The sequence below is a fragment of the Microbacterium sp. genome, assembly GCF_051953575.1.
Classification (GTDB): Bacteria; Actinomycetota; Actinomycetes; order Actinomycetales; family Microbacteriaceae; genus Microbacterium.
Genome location: NZ_JBQCIP010000316.1, coordinates 89,950 through 105,562 on the forward strand (window position 1 = coordinate 89,950; position 15,613 = coordinate 105,562).

Genomic DNA, 15,613 nt, shown 5'->3' on the forward strand with positions numbered 1-15,613 from the left:
GGCCTTTTGCCCACAAAGATCAGTGCGCGGCGTCGTATGCCTCGACAATGGATGCCGGAACCCGGCCCCTTTCCGAGACCTTGAAGCCATTCGCCTTCGCCCACTCGCGGACGACGCCGAGATCGCGCTGACCGGCGCGGCGGCGCCCGCCGGCGGAGGCGGGTGCCGAGGTGGTCGACCGGCCGGAGCTCACGCGGCGTCCGGCGGATGTATAGGCCGCCAGGGCTTCGCGCAGGGCGGTGGCATTGTCGGCGGAGAGGTCGATCTCATAGGCGACGCCGTCGAGTGAGAAAAGGACAGTTTCACCGTCTCCGGCTTCGAGAACGGTGCCGTCGACGTCATCGACGAGCTGGTGGATGATTTTTCGGGCCATAGACATTCACAATACGCAATGCAATTCGTCGTCGGCAATCAATTCGCGACGACGCGCCGAGAAAGGTCGCGCAGAAGTGTCAGGGAAGAATTCCGGCGCGGCGGGCCATGACGACCGCGGCATGCCGGGTCGAGGCATCCAGCTTCGCCATTGCCGATTGCAGATAGGACTTGACGGTGCCCTCTTTGAGGTCCAGAGTCGTGGCGATCTCGGCGTTGGTCGACCCCAGCGCCGCGCAGGCGAGCACGTCGAGCTCACGCGGCGACAGTCGCACGTCGAGCTCGACCGGCTGCTCGACGGGGTCCTGCGAGAGCGCCGTGAGGCGCTGTTCGAGGCGGTCCAGCCGGGCGCGCACCACCGGGTCGCCGATGATCGCCGAGATGCTGCGCAGCTCGGCGTAGCTCTCGCGCAGCCCTTCGCGGGTGGCGGCCGGCAGCGCCGGCGATGTCGCCGGGGTGCGCGCCAGCGCCAGCCGGCGCTGTACCTCTTCACGGATCCTCAGTTCGCTGGACAGCTCGTCGGCCACGGCGAAGGCGGGGCGTGCGACCACGTCGCCCACCGGGGCCTCGGCCCACGAGCCGCAGTAGATGACGCCGCGCGCGCGCCCCGAGACGAGGATCGGCACTGCGAACAGCGTCGCGATGCCTTCGCCGAGCACGGCGCCGTCGTAGTCGTGGGTGATGCTGCGCGCCGAGCGGTAGTCGATCGCGAGCCGGGGGCGCTTCTCGATGAGAGCGCGTCCGCCGAGGCCGCGCGCGGCCTCCACGACAAGGCCGTCGAGGCTGTGGGTGCGTGCACCGTGGATGGAGGTGACGTGGATCGCGCCGTCGAGGACGAGGCCGCCGAACGCGACAGGGAAGCGGGTGCGACGCACCAGTTCGGCGACGGCGTGGTCGAGGGCCTGGACGTCGCTCTGGTCGTCATCGGGTGCGCCGAAGGCAGCACGGTCCCCCGATCGTCTACCGGGGACCGGTGCGTTGTGTGGGAGGGACGCGCCCACGACTACCTGCTTCCGGGGGTGACGGCGTCCTCGCCGCCTTTCGTAGCGTCGACCTTATCACTGGCGGCATCGTCCAGACGGGGTCCGGGCGCGCCCGGACCCCGTCTGCTGCGGGCGGCCTACTCGTCCGCGGTCCACGCCTCCCGGGCGCCCGGCGGCGCGGGAGGGATGCTCAGTCCTGTCGCCGTCTCGTCAGGCGCGGACTGTCTCTGTTCCAGGTCGATGAGGAAGCGCTTCACGTCGGGCCGGCCGCCGTATTCGCCGAGCGAGCCGTCGGCTCGGACGACACGGTGCACCGGGACGACGATCGAGAACGGGGTGGTCGCGCACGCGGTGCCCACCGCGCGAGCCGCCCGTGGCGCGCCGGCCGTGATCGCGACCTCGCCGTAGCCCGCGGTCTCGCCGTAGGGGATGTCGCACACCGCCTGCAGTGCGGCGCGGGTGAAGCCGCGGACCAGGCTCCAGTCGAGCGGGAGGTCGAAAGCGGTGCGCGCGCCGTCGAAGTACTCGTCGAGCTGCGTCGTCGCGGCCTCGAACAGAGCGGATGCGGCGGCCGCGGCATCCGCCTCATCCGCCGGGACGGGGGCCACGCGCAGCTGCAGCGACACCCGCTCGATCTCGGCGTCGAGCGGACCGTCGAAGGGGTGGAGGGTCACGATGGCGTCGTCTGCGGCGACGATCAGGATGTCGCCGATCGGCGACGGGTGGACGCGGTAGCGGGGCGGATCCGTCGGGGTCATGCGACCATCCTGGCGCGAGCCGCCCACCCGACGGGCGGCTCGGAGCGCGACCGGGGGACGGCGGCGGATACGGCCCGTGAACACCCCTGCTGGGGAGGAGAGGCCACTCGGCCGCCCGTCCAATACCGCGAAACTCAGGTCCATTGCAAGTACCCCGCGCACGCTCCGCTTAGGGTGGCTCGTGTGTGGCGAGCAGAGCGGAGCGCCGTGTTGGGCGCAGAGGACGCCGAACGCGGGGTGGTCGTGACCCCCGGCGACCTCGGGCTCGCCGACCCCGACGTGACGGTCGTGCACATCGCCGAACCCGAGCGCGATCGCCTGCGGCTGCAGGCCGCCGCGCTGGGCGGCCGCTCCACGCTGCAGCACTTCGTGGACGGCCAGGACGCGGCGATCGAGATCACCAAGGCGCACCCGGGCAGCCTGCCGCAGTTCATCACCGGCCGCTCCACGCTCCTCTCGAACCTCTTCCGCGACGAGGTCGCCCTGCGGGGTGCACGGCTGGCCGCCCAGCGCATCACCGCGAAGGACCTCGAGCTGCGCACGACGCGCGGCCTCGACACCGTCCGGCTCGCCGTAGGACTGGCCAACTGGCGCCTCGGCGGCCTCGTGTGCAGCGCGCCCGTGCTGCTTCGTCCCCTCGCGATCCGCCGCCACCACGGCGACTTCGAGCTCAAGCTGCACGGGACCTTCTCGGTCAACCCCGAGCTGGTGCGCGCGATGCGACAGCACTTCGGCATCGCGATCGACGCCGGCGGCCTCGCCGCCCTCGCGTACGAAGGCGGCCTCTTCAAGCCGCAGCCGGTGATCGACCACCTGCGGGCCCTCACCGCGTCGATCGACAGCTACGCGGTCAAGCCGCGGCTGCTCGTCTCGACCTTCGCCGACGTCGGCGGCAGCATGGCAGCGGATGCCGCCGACCTCGACCATCCTGTGCTCAACGCACTGGCGGGCCACGTCTCGGACCGCGAAGCGCTCACCATCCGCCGCGACGCGCCCGTCCTGACCAGCCCCGATCACCGTCCGCCCGCCGCGGACACGCTGCTGCTGGACGCCGACTCCGAGCAGGAACGAGTCCTGGCGCGCATCGCCGACGGTCAGTCGATCGTCGTGCACACGCTGCCCGGCACGGGCGGCACCCAGACCGTCATCAACACGGTGGGCCAGCTGGTCCGGGCGGGCAAGAACGTGCTCGTCGTGAGCGCTCGACGCTCGACCCTGGACGGCGTCCGCCACCGCCTCGCCGGCATCGGCCTTCCGGGGCTCGCCGTCTCGCCGGATCGTCTGCAGCGCGACCTCATCCGCGCGATCGGCCGCAACGAGAAGGCCGAGACGCCGAAGGTCGCCGACATCGACGACGCGCTCGTGCGCCTGCGGGGCGTGCTCGGGGACTACCGGGCGGCCGTCACCGACCCGCATCCCTCACTCGGCGTGTCGGTGCTCGACATCCTGCGCGCGCTCGCGACCCTCGCCGAATCAGGTGCGGCACCGGCGACCGAGGCGCGCTTCGACGCGGAGGCCCTCGAGCGGCTGGCGACGACGCGTTCCGAGGCCGCGGCGAAGCTCGCGGCGGCGGCGCGGCTGGGGGAGTTCCGCTTCGGCCCCGACGACTCGCCGTGGTACGGCGTCACCTTCTCGACCGTGGAGCAGGCGCGCGCCGCGCACGGCCTCGCGGGCAAGCTGCAGCGGAGCGACCTTCCGACCCTGCTGGAGCGCGGCTACGAGCTCGTCGGCCAGACCCGCATGCGCCCCTTCCAGACCGTCGACGAGCTGGGTGTCTACCTGCGCCTCATGCAGGGCATCCGCGACTCGCTCGACAAGTTCAGCATGACGGTCTTCGAGCGGCCGCTGGGCGAGCTCATCCAGGCGCACGCCGCCCGGCGCGACTCTCCCGACATGAACGGCGCGAACCGTCGCCGACTGCGCCGGCTGTCGCGCGAGTACCTGCGCCCCGGCGTGCACGTGCCCGACATGTACGAGGCGCTCGTGCGCATCCAGCAGCAGCGCACGGAATGGCAGCGCTACGTCGAGGCGGGCGTGACCCCCGAGGTGCCGCTCGGACTCGGCGACGTGCAGGTCGCGTGGCACCGCGTGGAGTCCGAGCTCGGCGAGCTCGACGCCGTCCTCGGCCGCACCGGCGCCGAGCGCCTCGGTTCGCTGCCGGTCAAGCACCTGGTGCGCACCCTCGCCGGTCTCGCGGCGGACTCGGACGTGTTCGACAACCTCAAGGAGCGCGCGACGCTGCGTTCCGAACTGGCGACTCTCGGCCTGGAGCCCCTGCTGCTGGAGCTCTCGGTGCGCCACGTGCCCGAGGACCGGGTCGCGGCCGAGCTCGAGTTCGCCTGGTGGCAGTCCGCCCTGGAGCTGGTGCTGCGGACCGACCGTGCCGTGCTCGGTGCCAACACCGCCGTCGTCGATCGTCTGGAGAGGGACTTCCGTCTCGTCGACGAGGCTCATGCGGCGGCATCCGGTCCGCTCCTGGCGGCGCAGCTGGCCACGCAATGGCGCATCGGCATCGTGGATCACGCCGACGAGGCAGCCGCGCTCAAGCAGGCGCTCAAGCGCGGTGCGGTGACGCCCGCCGAGCTGCTCACCGTGGCGCCGTCCCTCTCGCGGACGCTGGCTCCGGTGTGGCTCGCCTCGCCGTACGAGGTTCCGCGGATCCCGGCGAAGGCGGCGTTCGACGTCGTCGTGCTGGCGGATGCCGGCGCCCTGTGTCTCGCGGAGGCCGCTCCTGCGCTGCGCAGGGCCACCCAGGTCGTCGCGTTCGGCGACCCCGTCACGCAGAAGCCGACCCCGTTCGTGGTGGCCTCCGGCACCCCCGCTCCTTCCACCCCGCCGGCGGGGGAGGAGGCGGAGGCCGACGAGACCCCGTTCGACGGCACCAGCGTGTTCGAGCGGCTCGCCGAGCTGTTCCCCGTCGAGACGCTCACACGCAGCTACCGCGCGGGCGGAGAGGATCTGGCTGCGCTCGTCAACGACGCGTTCTACGGCGGCGAGCTCGTGTCGCTGCCGTGGGCCGGGTCGTACCTCGGGCGCGGCAGCCTCGCCGTGGACTACGTCGAGGGCGGTCACGGTGCGCCCGATCCGGTGACGGGTGCCGTCGAGAGCCCCGACTCCGAGGTCGCCCGCGTGGTGACGCTCGTCGTCGAGCATGCCGTCAACCGCGGCACCGAATCCCTCATGGTCGTCACAGCGAGCGCGCGGCACGCCGAGCGCATCCGTGCCGCGGTCGAGGCCGCGTTCGTCGGCCGCTCCGACGTCGCCGACTTCGTCTCGCGCGACACCGCCGAGCCGTTCGCCGTGCTGACCCTCGAAGAGTCGGTCGCCGAGAGCCGCGACCGCGTGATCTTCTCGCTCGGCTTCGGGCTGACAAAGCACGGCCGGGTGCTGAGCGACTTCGGAGACCTGTCGACCCCCGACGGCGAGCGCCTGCTCACGGTCGGGATGACCCGCGCCCGGCGCTCCATGGTCATCGTGTCGTCGATCCGGCCGTCGGCGTTCGACGACGGGCGCCTGGAGTACGGCGCCGCCACCCTCATGTCGATCCTGGGGAACCTCGCCGCCCGTTCGCGCGAGGCGCGGCTCGAAGACCTCGCCGATCCGCTGACACGCGCGCTCGCCCGTGAGCTCCGTCGCGCCGGGCTGTCCGTCGACGTCCACTACCGCGGCCTCCTGCCGCTGGTGGCCCAGTACGACGGCAAGGCCGTCGTCGTCGAGAGCGACCCCGAGACGGTCGGCGAATCGCTGCGCGAGTCGCTGCGACTGCGGCCGCAGGTGCTCAGGCGCCTCGGGTGGCACTACGTCCGCGTGCACTCGTTCGACCTGTACCGCGACCCGGCCGACGTCGCCCAGCGGATCGCCGCCATGCTCGGTGTGCCGCCGGACGCCCCGCGGGTCGACCACGAGACGCAGCCGATCGATGTCGTCGAGTGACCGTCAGCGCATCGAACGGGTCACGGGGTCACGCCGCGCGAAGCTGACCCCCGCCCCCGGGACCACGGCCGAACCGACGCCGGGCGATGAGACGACGGATGCCGCGACCGACGCGGCCGCGGCATCCACAGGCTCCTCGGGGCCGAACGACGAGCGCATGCGCCGCGACGTCCCCCCGCACTACTAGGCGCGTTCCGTCAGCGACCCGGCTGCTTCTCGAGCAGGTCGCGGATCTGGACGAGCAGCTCCTGCTCGGTCGGGAGCTTCGGCTCCTCGTCGGCCGGGGTGACCCCCGCACGGGCGGCAGCGCGCTCCTTGATGCGGTTCATGGGGTAGACGAACACGAAGTAGACCACGACGGCAACCGCGAGGAAGTTGATGATCGCGCCCACGATCATGCCGAAGCCGAAGAAGACCTTCTCGCCGTTGATGTTGACGACGGTCCAGCCGACCGCGTCCAGGCTGCTCGCGTTGAAGATCAGCGCGATGAGCGGATTGATGAGCCCATTCACGATCGCGTTGACGATCGCCGTGAATGCGGCGCCGATGACGACAGCGACCGCGAGGTCGATGACGTTCCCACGCAGGATGAACTCTTTGAAGCCCTTGATCACGGGTACCCCCCTGGGTGTCGTCCCGCGCCGATGGGGCTCCGGTTCAGGCTCCGGAGGACGCGGGAGAGGCCTTCGCCTCGGACTTCGATGATGTCGAAGTCGACGAGGAGGCGCCACCCGACGCATCCGATCCCGAGCTCTTCGCGCCGGCGCGCGAATCCGTGCGGTAGAAGCCCGCGCCGTTGAACGTCACGCCGATCGAGCCGTACTCCTTGCGCAGCGGCCCGCCGCACTCGGGGCACTCGGTGAGGGTGGGGTCGGCGAAGGACTGGACGGCGTCGAAGCGGTGACCGCACTGCTTGCAGGCGTAGGCGTAGGTGGGCATGGGTTCTCTCGCGGGTTCGGGTTCAGCGCCGCGCGGGCGCGAGGGTGATGGTCTGCGTGGGGGTGACGACCCCGGTGACGCGCTGGTCGTGGACGTCGCTCGGGACCTCGTCGAGCACCTCGGAGTCGTACACGACGGCGTACACGGGCGGGCAGCGCTCCATGGACCCGAGGGTCTTGTCGTAGAAGCCGCGTCCCCAGCCGAGCCGCATGCCGGTGCGATCGACGGCGGCCGCCGGGACGACGAGCAGATCGACATCGTTCAGCGCGATGGGGCCGAGCAGCTCTCCGACGGGCTCGGGCAGTCCGAACAGCCCTTCGGCGATGTCGCCGTCGGGCGTCGCCACCGCCCAGTCGAGGAGTCCGTCGGTGCGGGTGACGGGCAGCAGGACGCGGATGCCGCGGGCCGAGGCATCCTTCACGAACGAACGCGTGCCCGGTTCGGCCATGGTCGACAGGAAGCAGGAGATCGACCGCGCGCCGTGCTGCGCGACGAGGGCGTCGAGCTGGGCGTGGATACCGGCCTCGGCGTTCTCGCGAGCTGCGTCGGAGAGCAGCTGGCGTCGCTCGCGCAGATCGGCGCGCAGGGCGCGCTTGGCGTCGGCGATCGCGTCGGACATGCCGTCGATTCTACGTTGCGGTCAGCACATGGCGTCTGCGCCGGAGTAGGGACACCCGGGGCCTGCGGCATAGACTCGGACAATGTCTCATCCCCCGATCAAGGCCGTGATCCCGGCCGCAGGCCTCGGCACCCGCTTCCTCCCCGCGACGAAGGCCATGCCGAAGGAGATGCTGCCGGTCGTCGACAAGCCCGCGATCCAGTACGTCGTCGAGGAGGCCGCGCAGGCCGGCATCGACGACATCCTCGTCATCATCGGACGCAACAAGAACGCGATCTCGAACCACTTCGACTCGGTGCCCGAGCTCGAAGAGAAGCTGAAGGACAAGGGCGACGTCGATCGCCTGCACCGCGTGCTGGAGTCCAGCGACCTCGCCGACATCCACTTCGTGCGTCAGGGCGAGCCGAAGGGTCTCGGTCACGCAGTGCTGCGTGCCAAGGCGCACGTGGGCGACGCGTCGTTCGCCGTCATGCTCGGCGACGACCTCATCGACGAGCGCGACGAGCTGCTGACCACGATGATCGCCGAGCACCAGCGCACGGGTGCCGCCGTGATCGCCCTCATGGAGGTCGACCCGTCGCACATCCACCTCTACGGCGTCGCGTCGGCGGAGGCGACCGACCAGGACGGCATCGTCAAGGTGAACGGCCTCGTCGAGAAGCCGAGCGCCGAGGACGCCCCCTCCAACCTCGCCATCATCGGCCGCTACGTGCTGAGCCCTGCCGTGTTCGACATCCTCGAGCGCACCGAGCCGGGCAAGGGCGGCGAGATCCAGCTCACCGACGCGCTGCAGGAGCTCGCCGCGGATCCGGACGGCCCCGGCGTGTACGGCGTCGTCTTCCGTGGCCGCCGCTACGACACCGGCGATAGGGTGGACTACATCAAGGCCATCGTGCAGCTCGCGGTCGATCGCGAAGACCTCGGTCCCGACCTGCGTCCCTGGTTCAAGGAGTTCGCGGCGAACCTCTGACGCCGCCCGTTCGAGGGAGTCTCGTGGATCTGACGGCTCCCCGCAGCCATGGGCCGGTGTCGATCCGGCTCGTGAAGCAGCGCGACGCCCGCGTGCTGCAGAACGAGCTGCTGGCCAACCGCGGCTGGCTGCGCCCGTGGGAGGCGACGAGCCCGGACGGCCCCGTGTCGTTCGACATGCGGGTCGGTGTGCGGCGACTGCTGCAGCAGTACCGCGACGGGGTCGGCGTGCCCTTCGTCATGGAGCACGAGGGCGAGATCGCCGGTCAGCTCAACGTGTGGGGTGTCGCCCGCGGGTCGCTCGCATCGGCCACGATCGGCTATTGGGTGAGCGAGCGGTTCGCCGGCCGGGGCATCACCCCCACCGCGGTGGCGCTCGCGACCGACATCTGCTTCTCGGAGCTGCGGCTGCATCGCATGGAGATCTGCATCCGGCCGGAGAACAGGGCGAGTCTGCGCGTCGTCGAGAAGCTCGGCTTCCGCTACGAGGGACTGCGCCGGCGCTTCATCCACATCGACGGCGACTGGCGCGATCACTACGCGTTCGCCCTCGTGCGGGAGGACGTGCCGGAGGGCGTGCTGCAGCGGTGGGTGTCCGGTAGGGCCCCGGTGGACGCCGCAACGGTGCCTCCCGCGGACCGCCTGCACGCATAAGGGCCCGGACACCGGCGTCCGCGCATCCCGCGACACGCGAGCGGATGCGTGTGTCCGCAGCTTCAGGCCGCGTTACCGTGTAGTGCATGGGCGGGCAGGTACTGGGCGGGGGAGTCATCGTTCTCGTCGCCGCGGCGTTGTGGCTGGTGTATCTGCTACCGACATGGCACAGCAGGCGTCAGTACGACGCCGCCGAGCGCAACGCGGTGCGCCTCAACCAGGCGCTGCGGGTGCTCGCCGAGACGAGTGAGACGCCCGAAGAGGTCCGGTTGGAGCTCAACGCGCGGACGGCCGCGGCTCAGCAGAAGCTCGCCAAGCGCGCGCTCGCCGAGCGCGAGCAGGCGGCGCTCGAGGGCGCGAAGGCCGACCTCGAGGTCGCCCGCACGGAGCGTGTCGCCGCCGAGGCGGCCGCGCGCGTCGACCTGGAGCGCGCCCGTGCCGAGCGCGCAGCCGCCGAAGCCGCCGCTCGCGCCGAGGTCGCAGCCGCCCGCGCCCTGCCCGCGGCCCGCCGTGCCCGCGCCCGGCGACGCTTCCGGTTCGCGGCGACAATGGTCGGCGTCCTCGGCCTGGGCCTCGCCGCCTGGGGCGTCTACGAGACCGTCACGACCGGCGTGCAGACCCTGCTGTGGTCCGGTGTCGGGCTGGCGGCGGCATCCCTTCTCGTCCTTCATCGGCTCTCGCGGGTCGCGGAGCGCGCCGTTGCACGCGCGGTGGATGCCGCCCCGCGGCGCGTCGCGGCGGTGCAGGACGTCGAGCTCGAGGCGGAGGAGCGGGCGTGGGAGCCGCGACCGCTGCCGCAGCCGCTCACCGCCTCCGCAGGTTCGCGTGCCGCCGCGGTCCTCGACGCACAGGCCGCTCGCGCGGCGCTGCGGCAGGCGGCCCTGGAAGAGGCCATGCGGGCGCGCGCGGAGGAGCAGCGGCCCGCGTCGATCGAGACCGCGCGCACAGCCCGGACCGCCTCGTCCGGCACGGATTACGCGCGCATGGGGTACGTCGACGACGCCGAGATCGAGGCGCACGTGCGCGAGCTGCTGACGCGCCGCGCAGCGGGCGCGTGAGGCGCGCCCGGGCCCCGCGCTGATTCGGACCACACCTCGACCCGTGATAGTGTTTTCGAGGTTCACGGGCCTGTAGCGCAGTTGGTAGCGCGCCTCGTTCGCATCGAGGAGGTCAGGGGTTCGATTCCCCTCAGGTCCACCAGAACACCGAAGAGCCCGCCGGAATCCGGCGGGCTCTTCTGCGTCTCAGACAGCCTTGAGCGCCGGCGGCGCCGTCGAGGACTCGATGATGGCGACACCTCGTCCGCGCAGCCGGCGGCGCTCCTCTTCGAGCGAGGTCAGCAGGCGGTCGCGCGTGCCCCTGCTGTGCGCGACGACGAGTCGTCGTGCCCGCTCGGCATCGCGATCGGCCACGGCGGCGGCGATCTCGAGGTGCTCGGCGCGCGCCTGCGCCCGGGACTCGGGGGTGCGCACCTCGAGCCATCGGGTGCGGCTCAACCGGGTGAGCGCATTGCCGATCGCCTCGGCCAGGAACGGGTTGCGCGACAGGCGCGCGAGGGCGAGGTGGAACTCGCTCCCGTCTCGCAGCCCGGCCTCTTCGTCGTCGTGGCTGTGGTGGGCATCGGCGATGGCGCGGAGGGCGGCGAGCTCGGCGTCGTCGGCGCGCTCGACGACGTGCTCGACGAGCGCGGCCTCGACGGCCTCGCGGTACTCCATCACGGCGCGGATCTCGGTCAGATCGATCGGCGCGACCTGCCAGCCGCGGCCCTCGCGCTGGGTGAGCCCTTCGTTCTCGAGTCGCATCAGCGCGGCGCGGATGGGGGTGCGCGACGCCCCGAGCAGGGACTCCAGGCCGCGCTCGCTCAGCCCTTCGCCGGGCATGAGCTCGAGGGAGAGGATCGCCGTGCGAAGCCTGTCGTACAGGCCGCTCTCGTTCGCCGTGTTCATCGCGTCCGTTCTGGTGCACCGTAGTGGTATACCGTAATGGTACTCGACCGCAGTGAAGAAGGAAGCCCCATGTCGAACCCGGTGGCGACGCACCCGACACGGACACCGACGAGGGCGTGGGTCATGCTCGCGCTCGGCGTCGCCGCACAGGCCGCCGGCACGCTCCTCGTCTCGACCCCCGCCTACCTCATCCCGATGCTGCATGCCGAGGGGATGCCGCTCGCCCAGGCCGGCCTGCTCGCGGCCGCGCCCACGTTCGGCATGGTGCTCACGCTCGTCGCCTGGGGTGCGCTGGCGGACCGGTTCGGGGAGCGCTGGATCATCGCGGGCGGTCTCGCGCTGACCGCCGTCTTCGCGTTCGCCGCGGTGCCCGTCGACGGCTACGCCGGGCTCGCCGTCGTGCTGATGCTCGGGGGCGCCGCCTCCGCCAGCACCAACGCCGCCAGCGGCCGGGTCGTCGTCGGCTGGTTCCCCCGCGAGCGCAGAGGGCTCGCGATGGGCATCCGGCAGATGTCGCAGCCCCTGGGCGTCGCCGTCGCCGCGCTGACCGTGCCGGCGCTGGCCTCCGATGTCGGGGCCACCGCGCCGTTCGTGCTCTCGGGGGCCGCAGCCCTCGTGCTCGCGGGGCTGTGCGCGTGGGGGATCCGCAACCCGCCCCGCCCGAGCGCTCCGGCGGGCGCAGCCGCGGCCGCGACGGCGAACCCGTACGCGCGCGACGGCTTCCTGCTGCGCATCCACCTCGTCTCGGCACTGCTGGTCTTTCCGCAGTTCACCCTGTCGACGTTCGGTCTGGTGTGGTTCACCGCGGGAATGAGATGGGATGCGACGGCCGCCGGCATCCTCGTCGCCGCCTCGCAGTTCGTCGGCGCCGTCGGAAGGATCGTGATCGGGCACGTCAGCGATCGTCGCGGCACGCGCGTCGGCGTGCTGCGCCAGGTCGCGCTCGCAGGAGTGGTCGCGATGGTCGCGCTCGGAGCCGCCGGCTGGGCGCACTGGGACGCCGTCGCGGCGGCGGTCTTCGTGATCGCGGCCACCATCAGCGTCGCCGACAACGGGCTGGCGTACACCTCGGTGGCCGAGGCAGCCGGCTCCCGCTGGGCGGGCCGTGCGCTCGGCATCCAGAACACCGGCCAGTTCCTCAGCGCGTCGGCCGTCGGACCGCTCGTGGGAGCGCTGATCACCGTGGCCGGCTACCCGCTCGCCTTCGGGCTGGTGGCGCTCACGCCGCTGATCTCGCTCGGGCTCCTGCCCGCTCGGGATCGCCACGCGGACGACCCGGACGCGCGCTGACGGCGGCGGGATGCTGCACCGCCGGCTCGATCAGCCGTCGGTGCCGGTCCAGCCCTTGCGGCGGAAGAACAGCCACATGCCGCCCGCCGCGGCCGCCATCACCGCGCACCCCGCCGCGAACGCCCAGGGGCCGTCGAACACGTGTGTGACCGCCCAGCCGAAGTTCATGCCGAAGAAGCCGGTGAGAAAGCTCAGCGGCAGGAAGATCGACGCGATGATCGCGAGCTGCTTCGACGTCTCACCCTGTCGGTTCGCGATCGTCGAGAGGTACAGGTCGGTGCAGCCGTTGACCAGCTCATGGTACGAGTCGAGCTCGTCGGTGATGCGGATCAGATGATCGTAGACGTCGCGGAAGTAGTCGTGACTGTCGGCTTCGAGCCCCGCGAGATCGACGATCACCTCGACCTCGCGCGCGAAGACATCGCGCATCGGCACGACGGCCTTGCGAAGCCGGAGCAGCAGGCGCTTCAGGCGGAACGTCTCGTCGAGCTCGGGGCGTCCACCGCCCGCGGCGATCGCATCTTCGAGATCGCTGATCTGCTCGTCGAGGTCGGCGAGCATCGGGAAGTAGCTGTCGACCACCGCGTCGATGATCTTGTAGACGTGGTACTGCTCGCTCTTGGCCGTCTTCGCATGGGAGAACAGCGGCGCGACGCGGTGCAGATCGGGGTAGGGGCGCCGGTGCAGAGTGACGATGAAGTCGCCGCTCAGATGGCAGTGGATCTCTTCGAGCGGGTGGGGGTTGCGATCCTCGGGCTGCGACCGCACCGCACCCTGCAGCACCAGCAGCGCGGTGTCGCCGTACGTGTCGAGCTTCGGGCGCTGGCCGAATCGGATGCTGTCCTCGACAGCAAGCGGATGCAGACCGAGCAGCGTGCCGAGGCGCGTGATCTGGTCGGCGGGAAGGTCGGTGGCATCCAGCCAGAAGAACTCGTTGTCGCGACGCAGCTGCCCGATGAGCTCGTCGTCGATGGAATCGAGGATGCGCATGGCTTCACCCTAATGAGCGGATGAAGCCATGCGGGGCCGGTCCGGCTTCAGCCCTCCGTGGCCGCACGGCGCAGCAGCGGTCTCGTCACGACCAGGCCCAGTGCCACCACCCCGATCCCCGCGGCCAGCACGGCGGCGATGACGATCAGCGCGAGAGGCTGGAAGAGGAGCGTGGCGCCGGTCAGCGGAAGCATCACGACGGCGGCGACGACCGCGGAGCCGATCGCGGTGAGACGCAGCGGCGACATGACGGCACGCCGGCGGGCGGCATCCATCGTCCGCTCCGGCATGCCGAGCATGTCGAGCGAGCGGTACAGCTCGCGGCGATCGAGGATGCCGGCGGCCTGGTTCACCCCGACGGAGCACGCGACCATGAGGAACGAGCCGATCACCGTGATGAGGATGCCGGTGCGGATGTCGGCGAACAGCTGCGCGGCGTCGGCGTCCATCCCGGTGTCCGCTGCCGTGAGGTCGACGAGGGCGACGCCGACGCCGGCGAACACGGCCATGAAGCTCGTCAAGGCCACGCCCGACACCTGACGCCAGGCGGCCTTGGGGGATTCGAGCACGGTGCGTGCGGCGAGGAGCCTGGCCGGACGCGTCGCCCGGCGGGACTGCCGCTGGGCGACGAGGCGGATGACCCATGGGCCGACCAGGTTGAGGACGGCGAGGGTTCCGCCGAACGCGGCCGCGAGGAAGGCGATGATCAGCATCGCGCTGCCCGCCACCTGCAGCACGCTCATGAGCCCGAACGAGAGGACGACCACGGCCGCGGCGATGCCGGCGCGCACCCACGACAGCTTCGGCGCATCCTGACGGGTGCGCACCCCGAGCGGCGAGATGACCACCTGACGCAGCCCGAGCACCGCGCTGACGGCGGCCAGTGCCGCGATTCCGAGCACCGTCCCAGCGATCACGGGCGCACTCAGCACGACGCCGGCGATGCCGAGGGGCTCCCCGCGGAAGGGCACGAGGGCAAGCAGGGGGACGAAGGCGAGGGAGAGGACGACACCTGCGAGGGCACCCACCAGCGCGAGCACGGTCGATTCGAGCACGGCGAGGGCAGAGACCGTCGCCGGCGTGGCGCCGAGCAGCCGCAGGGTGGCCAGGCGGTCGTCGCGGCGCCGTGCCGACAGTCGCGCCGCCGCCCCGCCGAGCGAGGCCAGCGGCACGATGAGCAGCACCAGCGCGACGACGGCGAGGAGCTGATAGCTGAGGGCGATGTCGTCCGTCCAGGTCCAGAACGACTGGGCTCCGCCCAGCACCGTGAGCAGCAGCGCCGTGACGATCGCGAAGGCCGTCGTGGGCAGGACGAGGGTCGCCGCCCCGGATGCCCCGGGCCGGGCGAGCAGCCAGGCGACGCGCGCGATCATGCCGCCGCTCCGACGCGCTCGCCGACGATGCGCCCGTCGCGCACTTCGACGATGCGGGAGCAGCGGGCGGCGATGTCGGCATCGTGGGTCACCATGACGAGGGTGCGTCCCTGGCCGGTGGTCGAGTGCAGGAGGGCGCCGATCACCTCGGCGGAGGTCGCGGAGTCCAGCGCACCGGTGGGCTCATCGGCGAAGACGACCGTCGCTCCGGTCACCTGCGCGCGGGCGATCGCCACGCGCTGCGCCTGGCCGCCCGAGAGCTGGCCGATGCGGCGGTCCTCCATGCCGGCCAGGCCCAATGCGGCGAGCCAGCCCGACGCGTGCGAGGTCGCCTCCCGCCGCGACATGCCGTTCAGCATGAGCGCGAGGGCCACGTTCTCGATGGCGGTGAGCTCGGGGATCAGCAGCCCCTGCTGGAACACGAACCCGAACTCCTCACGGCGCAGCTGGGAGCGGGCGCGCTCGTTCAAGGTGTTCACGCCGACGCGGCCCGCGCGGCCCTGGAACGCGACAGCGCCGGCGTCGGGCAGTGTGATGCCGGCGAGGCAGTGCAGCAGCGTCGTCTTGCCGGAGCCGGAGGCGCCCATGATGGCGAGCGACTCGCCCGCCCGCACCGCGAGCGACACCCCCGCCAGTGCCCGGGTCGTGCCGAAGGACTTCTCGAGGCCGGTGGCCTCGATCACGAAAGAACTCATGCTTCCACGGTGCCGTGCGCGGGTGCCGTGCCGCGTCGGGCGGGAGAGTGATCTCCCGCCCGACACGTCATGCGCGCGGATGATCCGCCGGT

16 protein-coding genes and 1 tRNA gene are annotated in these 15,613 nt (G+C 71.6%); 7 read left to right on the forward strand and 10 right to left on the reverse strand.

The window, feature by feature from the left end:
- Positions 1–19: 19 nt before the first annotated feature.
- The 3 genes from ACTHNQ_RS20570 to ACTHNQ_RS20580 form a co-directional block, all read right to left on the reverse strand.
- Positions 20–373, reverse strand: a complete 354-nt coding sequence (locus tag ACTHNQ_RS20570) for a histone-like nucleoid-structuring protein Lsr2 (protein ID WP_440335778.1) — start codon at positions 371–373, stop codon at positions 20–22.
- Between the two features lie 79 nt (positions 374–452).
- Entirely contained in the window at positions 453–1,373 is a 921-nt protein-coding gene (locus tag ACTHNQ_RS20575) for a response regulator transcription factor (protein WP_440335779.1), read from the reverse strand.
- 119 nt (positions 1,374–1,492) lie between these two features.
- Positions 1,493–2,113 carry a methylated-DNA--[protein]-cysteine S-methyltransferase gene (locus ACTHNQ_RS20580; RefSeq protein ID WP_440335780.1) on the reverse strand — a complete coding sequence of 207 codons (621 nt, stop codon included), beginning with the start codon at positions 2,111–2,113 and terminating at the stop codon, positions 1,493–1,495.
- A 210-nt stretch (positions 2,114–2,323) separates the two neighbouring features.
- Between ACTHNQ_RS20580 and ACTHNQ_RS20585 the strand changes: the two genes are divergently transcribed.
- Both ACTHNQ_RS20585 and ACTHNQ_RS20590 read left to right on the forward strand, forming a co-directional pair.
- Positions 2,324–6,046, forward strand: coding sequence for an AAA family ATPase (locus tag ACTHNQ_RS20585; RefSeq protein ID WP_440335811.1), 3,723 nt, complete (start codon positions 2,324–2,326; stop codon positions 6,044–6,046).
- On the forward strand, positions 6,033–6,233 hold the full coding sequence (locus ACTHNQ_RS20590; protein WP_440335781.1) for a hypothetical protein: 201 nt from the start codon (positions 6,033–6,035) through the stop codon (positions 6,231–6,233). Before ACTHNQ_RS20585 ends, ACTHNQ_RS20590 begins: the two co-directional genes overlap by 14 nt.
- A gap of 10 nt (positions 6,234–6,243) precedes the next feature.
- Here the strand turns inward: ACTHNQ_RS20590 and mscL are convergent, their stop codons facing one another.
- Genes mscL through ACTHNQ_RS20605 form a run of 3 tightly spaced genes read right to left on the reverse strand, consistent with a single transcriptional unit; the run spans position 6,244 to position 7,604 of the window.
- A complete protein-coding gene (mscL, locus tag ACTHNQ_RS20595) occupies positions 6,244–6,660 on the reverse strand; it encodes a large conductance mechanosensitive channel protein MscL (RefSeq protein ID WP_440335782.1) in 417 nt (138 codons plus the stop codon).
- A gap of 43 nt (positions 6,661–6,703) precedes the next feature.
- On the reverse strand, positions 6,704–6,985 hold the full coding sequence (locus tag ACTHNQ_RS20600) for an FmdB family zinc ribbon protein (RefSeq protein WP_018172477.1): 282 nt from the start codon (positions 6,983–6,985) through the stop codon (positions 6,704–6,706).
- Between the two features lie 22 nt (positions 6,986–7,007).
- Complete coding sequence (locus ACTHNQ_RS20605) at positions 7,008–7,604, reverse strand: 5-formyltetrahydrofolate cyclo-ligase (protein ID WP_440335783.1); 597 nt, start codon at positions 7,602–7,604, stop codon at positions 7,008–7,010.
- An 82-nt stretch (positions 7,605–7,686) separates the two neighbouring features.
- Here ACTHNQ_RS20605 and galU point away from each other — a divergent pair, with 82 nt between their 5' ends.
- The 4 genes from galU to ACTHNQ_RS20625 all read left to right on the forward strand — a co-directional run bounded on the left by galU (position 7,687) and on the right by ACTHNQ_RS20625 (position 10,427).
- Positions 7,687–8,574, forward strand: coding sequence for a UTP--glucose-1-phosphate uridylyltransferase GalU (gene galU, locus ACTHNQ_RS20610; RefSeq protein WP_440335784.1), 888 nt, complete (start codon positions 7,687–7,689; stop codon positions 8,572–8,574).
- Positions 8,575–8,597: 23 nt separating this feature from the next.
- Entirely contained in the window at positions 8,598–9,227 is a 630-nt protein-coding gene (locus tag ACTHNQ_RS20615; protein ID WP_026305693.1) for a GNAT family N-acetyltransferase, read from the forward strand.
- A gap of 86 nt (positions 9,228–9,313) precedes the next feature.
- Positions 9,314–10,285, forward strand: coding sequence for a large exoprotein (locus tag ACTHNQ_RS20620; protein ID WP_440335785.1), 972 nt, complete (start codon positions 9,314–9,316; stop codon positions 10,283–10,285).
- Positions 10,286–10,351: 66 nt separating this feature from the next.
- Positions 10,352–10,427 (forward strand) — tRNA-Ala (locus ACTHNQ_RS20625).
- A gap of 44 nt (positions 10,428–10,471) precedes the next feature.
- On the opposite strand, the gene ACTHNQ_RS20630 is transcribed toward ACTHNQ_RS20625, so the two are convergent.
- Positions 10,472–11,173, reverse strand: coding sequence for a GntR family transcriptional regulator (locus tag ACTHNQ_RS20630; RefSeq protein WP_440335786.1), 702 nt, complete (start codon positions 11,171–11,173; stop codon positions 10,472–10,474).
- A 69-nt stretch (positions 11,174–11,242) separates the two neighbouring features.
- Here ACTHNQ_RS20630 and ACTHNQ_RS20635 point away from each other — a divergent pair, with 69 nt between their 5' ends.
- On the forward strand, positions 11,243–12,463 hold the full coding sequence (locus tag ACTHNQ_RS20635) for an MFS transporter (RefSeq protein ID WP_440335787.1): 1,221 nt from the start codon (positions 11,243–11,245) through the stop codon (positions 12,461–12,463).
- Positions 12,464–12,493: 30 nt separating this feature from the next.
- On the opposite strand, the gene ACTHNQ_RS20640 is transcribed toward ACTHNQ_RS20635, so the two are convergent.
- The 3 genes from ACTHNQ_RS20640 to ACTHNQ_RS20650 are packed head-to-tail and all read right to left on the reverse strand — an operon-like array spanning position 12,494 to position 15,521.
- Positions 12,494–13,453 carry a magnesium transporter CorA family protein gene (locus ACTHNQ_RS20640; RefSeq protein WP_018172470.1) on the reverse strand — a complete coding sequence of 320 codons (960 nt, stop codon included), beginning with the start codon at positions 13,451–13,453 and terminating at the stop codon, positions 12,494–12,496.
- Positions 13,454–13,500: 47 nt separating this feature from the next.
- Entirely contained in the window at positions 13,501–14,826 is a 1,326-nt protein-coding gene (locus ACTHNQ_RS20645; RefSeq protein WP_440335788.1) for an FtsX-like permease family protein, read from the reverse strand.
- Complete coding sequence (locus ACTHNQ_RS20650) at positions 14,823–15,521, reverse strand: ABC transporter ATP-binding protein (protein ID WP_440335789.1); 699 nt, start codon at positions 15,519–15,521, stop codon at positions 14,823–14,825. Before ACTHNQ_RS20650 ends, ACTHNQ_RS20645 begins: the two co-directional genes overlap by 4 nt.
- Positions 15,522–15,613: the final 92 nt, after the last annotated feature.

Coding starts and splice junctions, on each gene's coding strand:
- ACTHNQ_RS20580 (WP_440335780.1), bottom strand. CDS start 2,113: ATGACCCCGACGGATCCGCCCCGCTACCGCGTCCACCCGTCGCCGATC.
- ACTHNQ_RS20600 (WP_018172477.1), bottom strand. CDS start 6,985: ATGCCCACCTACGCCTACGCCTGCAAGCAGTGCGGTCACCGCTTCGAC.
- ACTHNQ_RS20590 (WP_440335781.1), top strand. CDS start 6,033: ATGTCGTCGAGTGACCGTCAGCGCATCGAACGGGTCACGGGGTCACGC.
- ACTHNQ_RS20635 (WP_440335787.1), top strand. CDS start 11,243: ATGTCGAACCCGGTGGCGACGCACCCGACACGGACACCGACGAGGGCG.
- ACTHNQ_RS20650 (WP_440335789.1), bottom strand. CDS start 15,521: ATGAGTTCTTTCGTGATCGAGGCCACCGGCCTCGAGAAGTCCTTCGGC.
- galU (WP_440335784.1), top strand. CDS start 7,687: ATGTCTCATCCCCCGATCAAGGCCGTGATCCCGGCCGCAGGCCTCGGC.
- ACTHNQ_RS20570 (WP_440335778.1), bottom strand. CDS start 373: ATGGCCCGAAAAATCATCCACCAGCTCGTCGATGACGTCGACGGCACC.
- ACTHNQ_RS20630 (WP_440335786.1), bottom strand. CDS start 11,173: ATGAACACGGCGAACGAGAGCGGCCTGTACGACAGGCTTCGCACGGCG.
- ACTHNQ_RS20605 (WP_440335783.1), bottom strand. CDS start 7,604: ATGTCCGACGCGATCGCCGACGCCAAGCGCGCCCTGCGCGCCGATCTG.
- ACTHNQ_RS20645 (WP_440335788.1), bottom strand. CDS start 14,826: ATGATCGCGCGCGTCGCCTGGCTGCTCGCCCGGCCCGGGGCATCCGGG.
- ACTHNQ_RS20640 (WP_018172470.1), bottom strand. CDS start 13,453: ATGCGCATCCTCGATTCCATCGACGACGAGCTCATCGGGCAGCTGCGT.
- ACTHNQ_RS20620 (WP_440335785.1), top strand. CDS start 9,314: ATGGGCGGGCAGGTACTGGGCGGGGGAGTCATCGTTCTCGTCGCCGCG.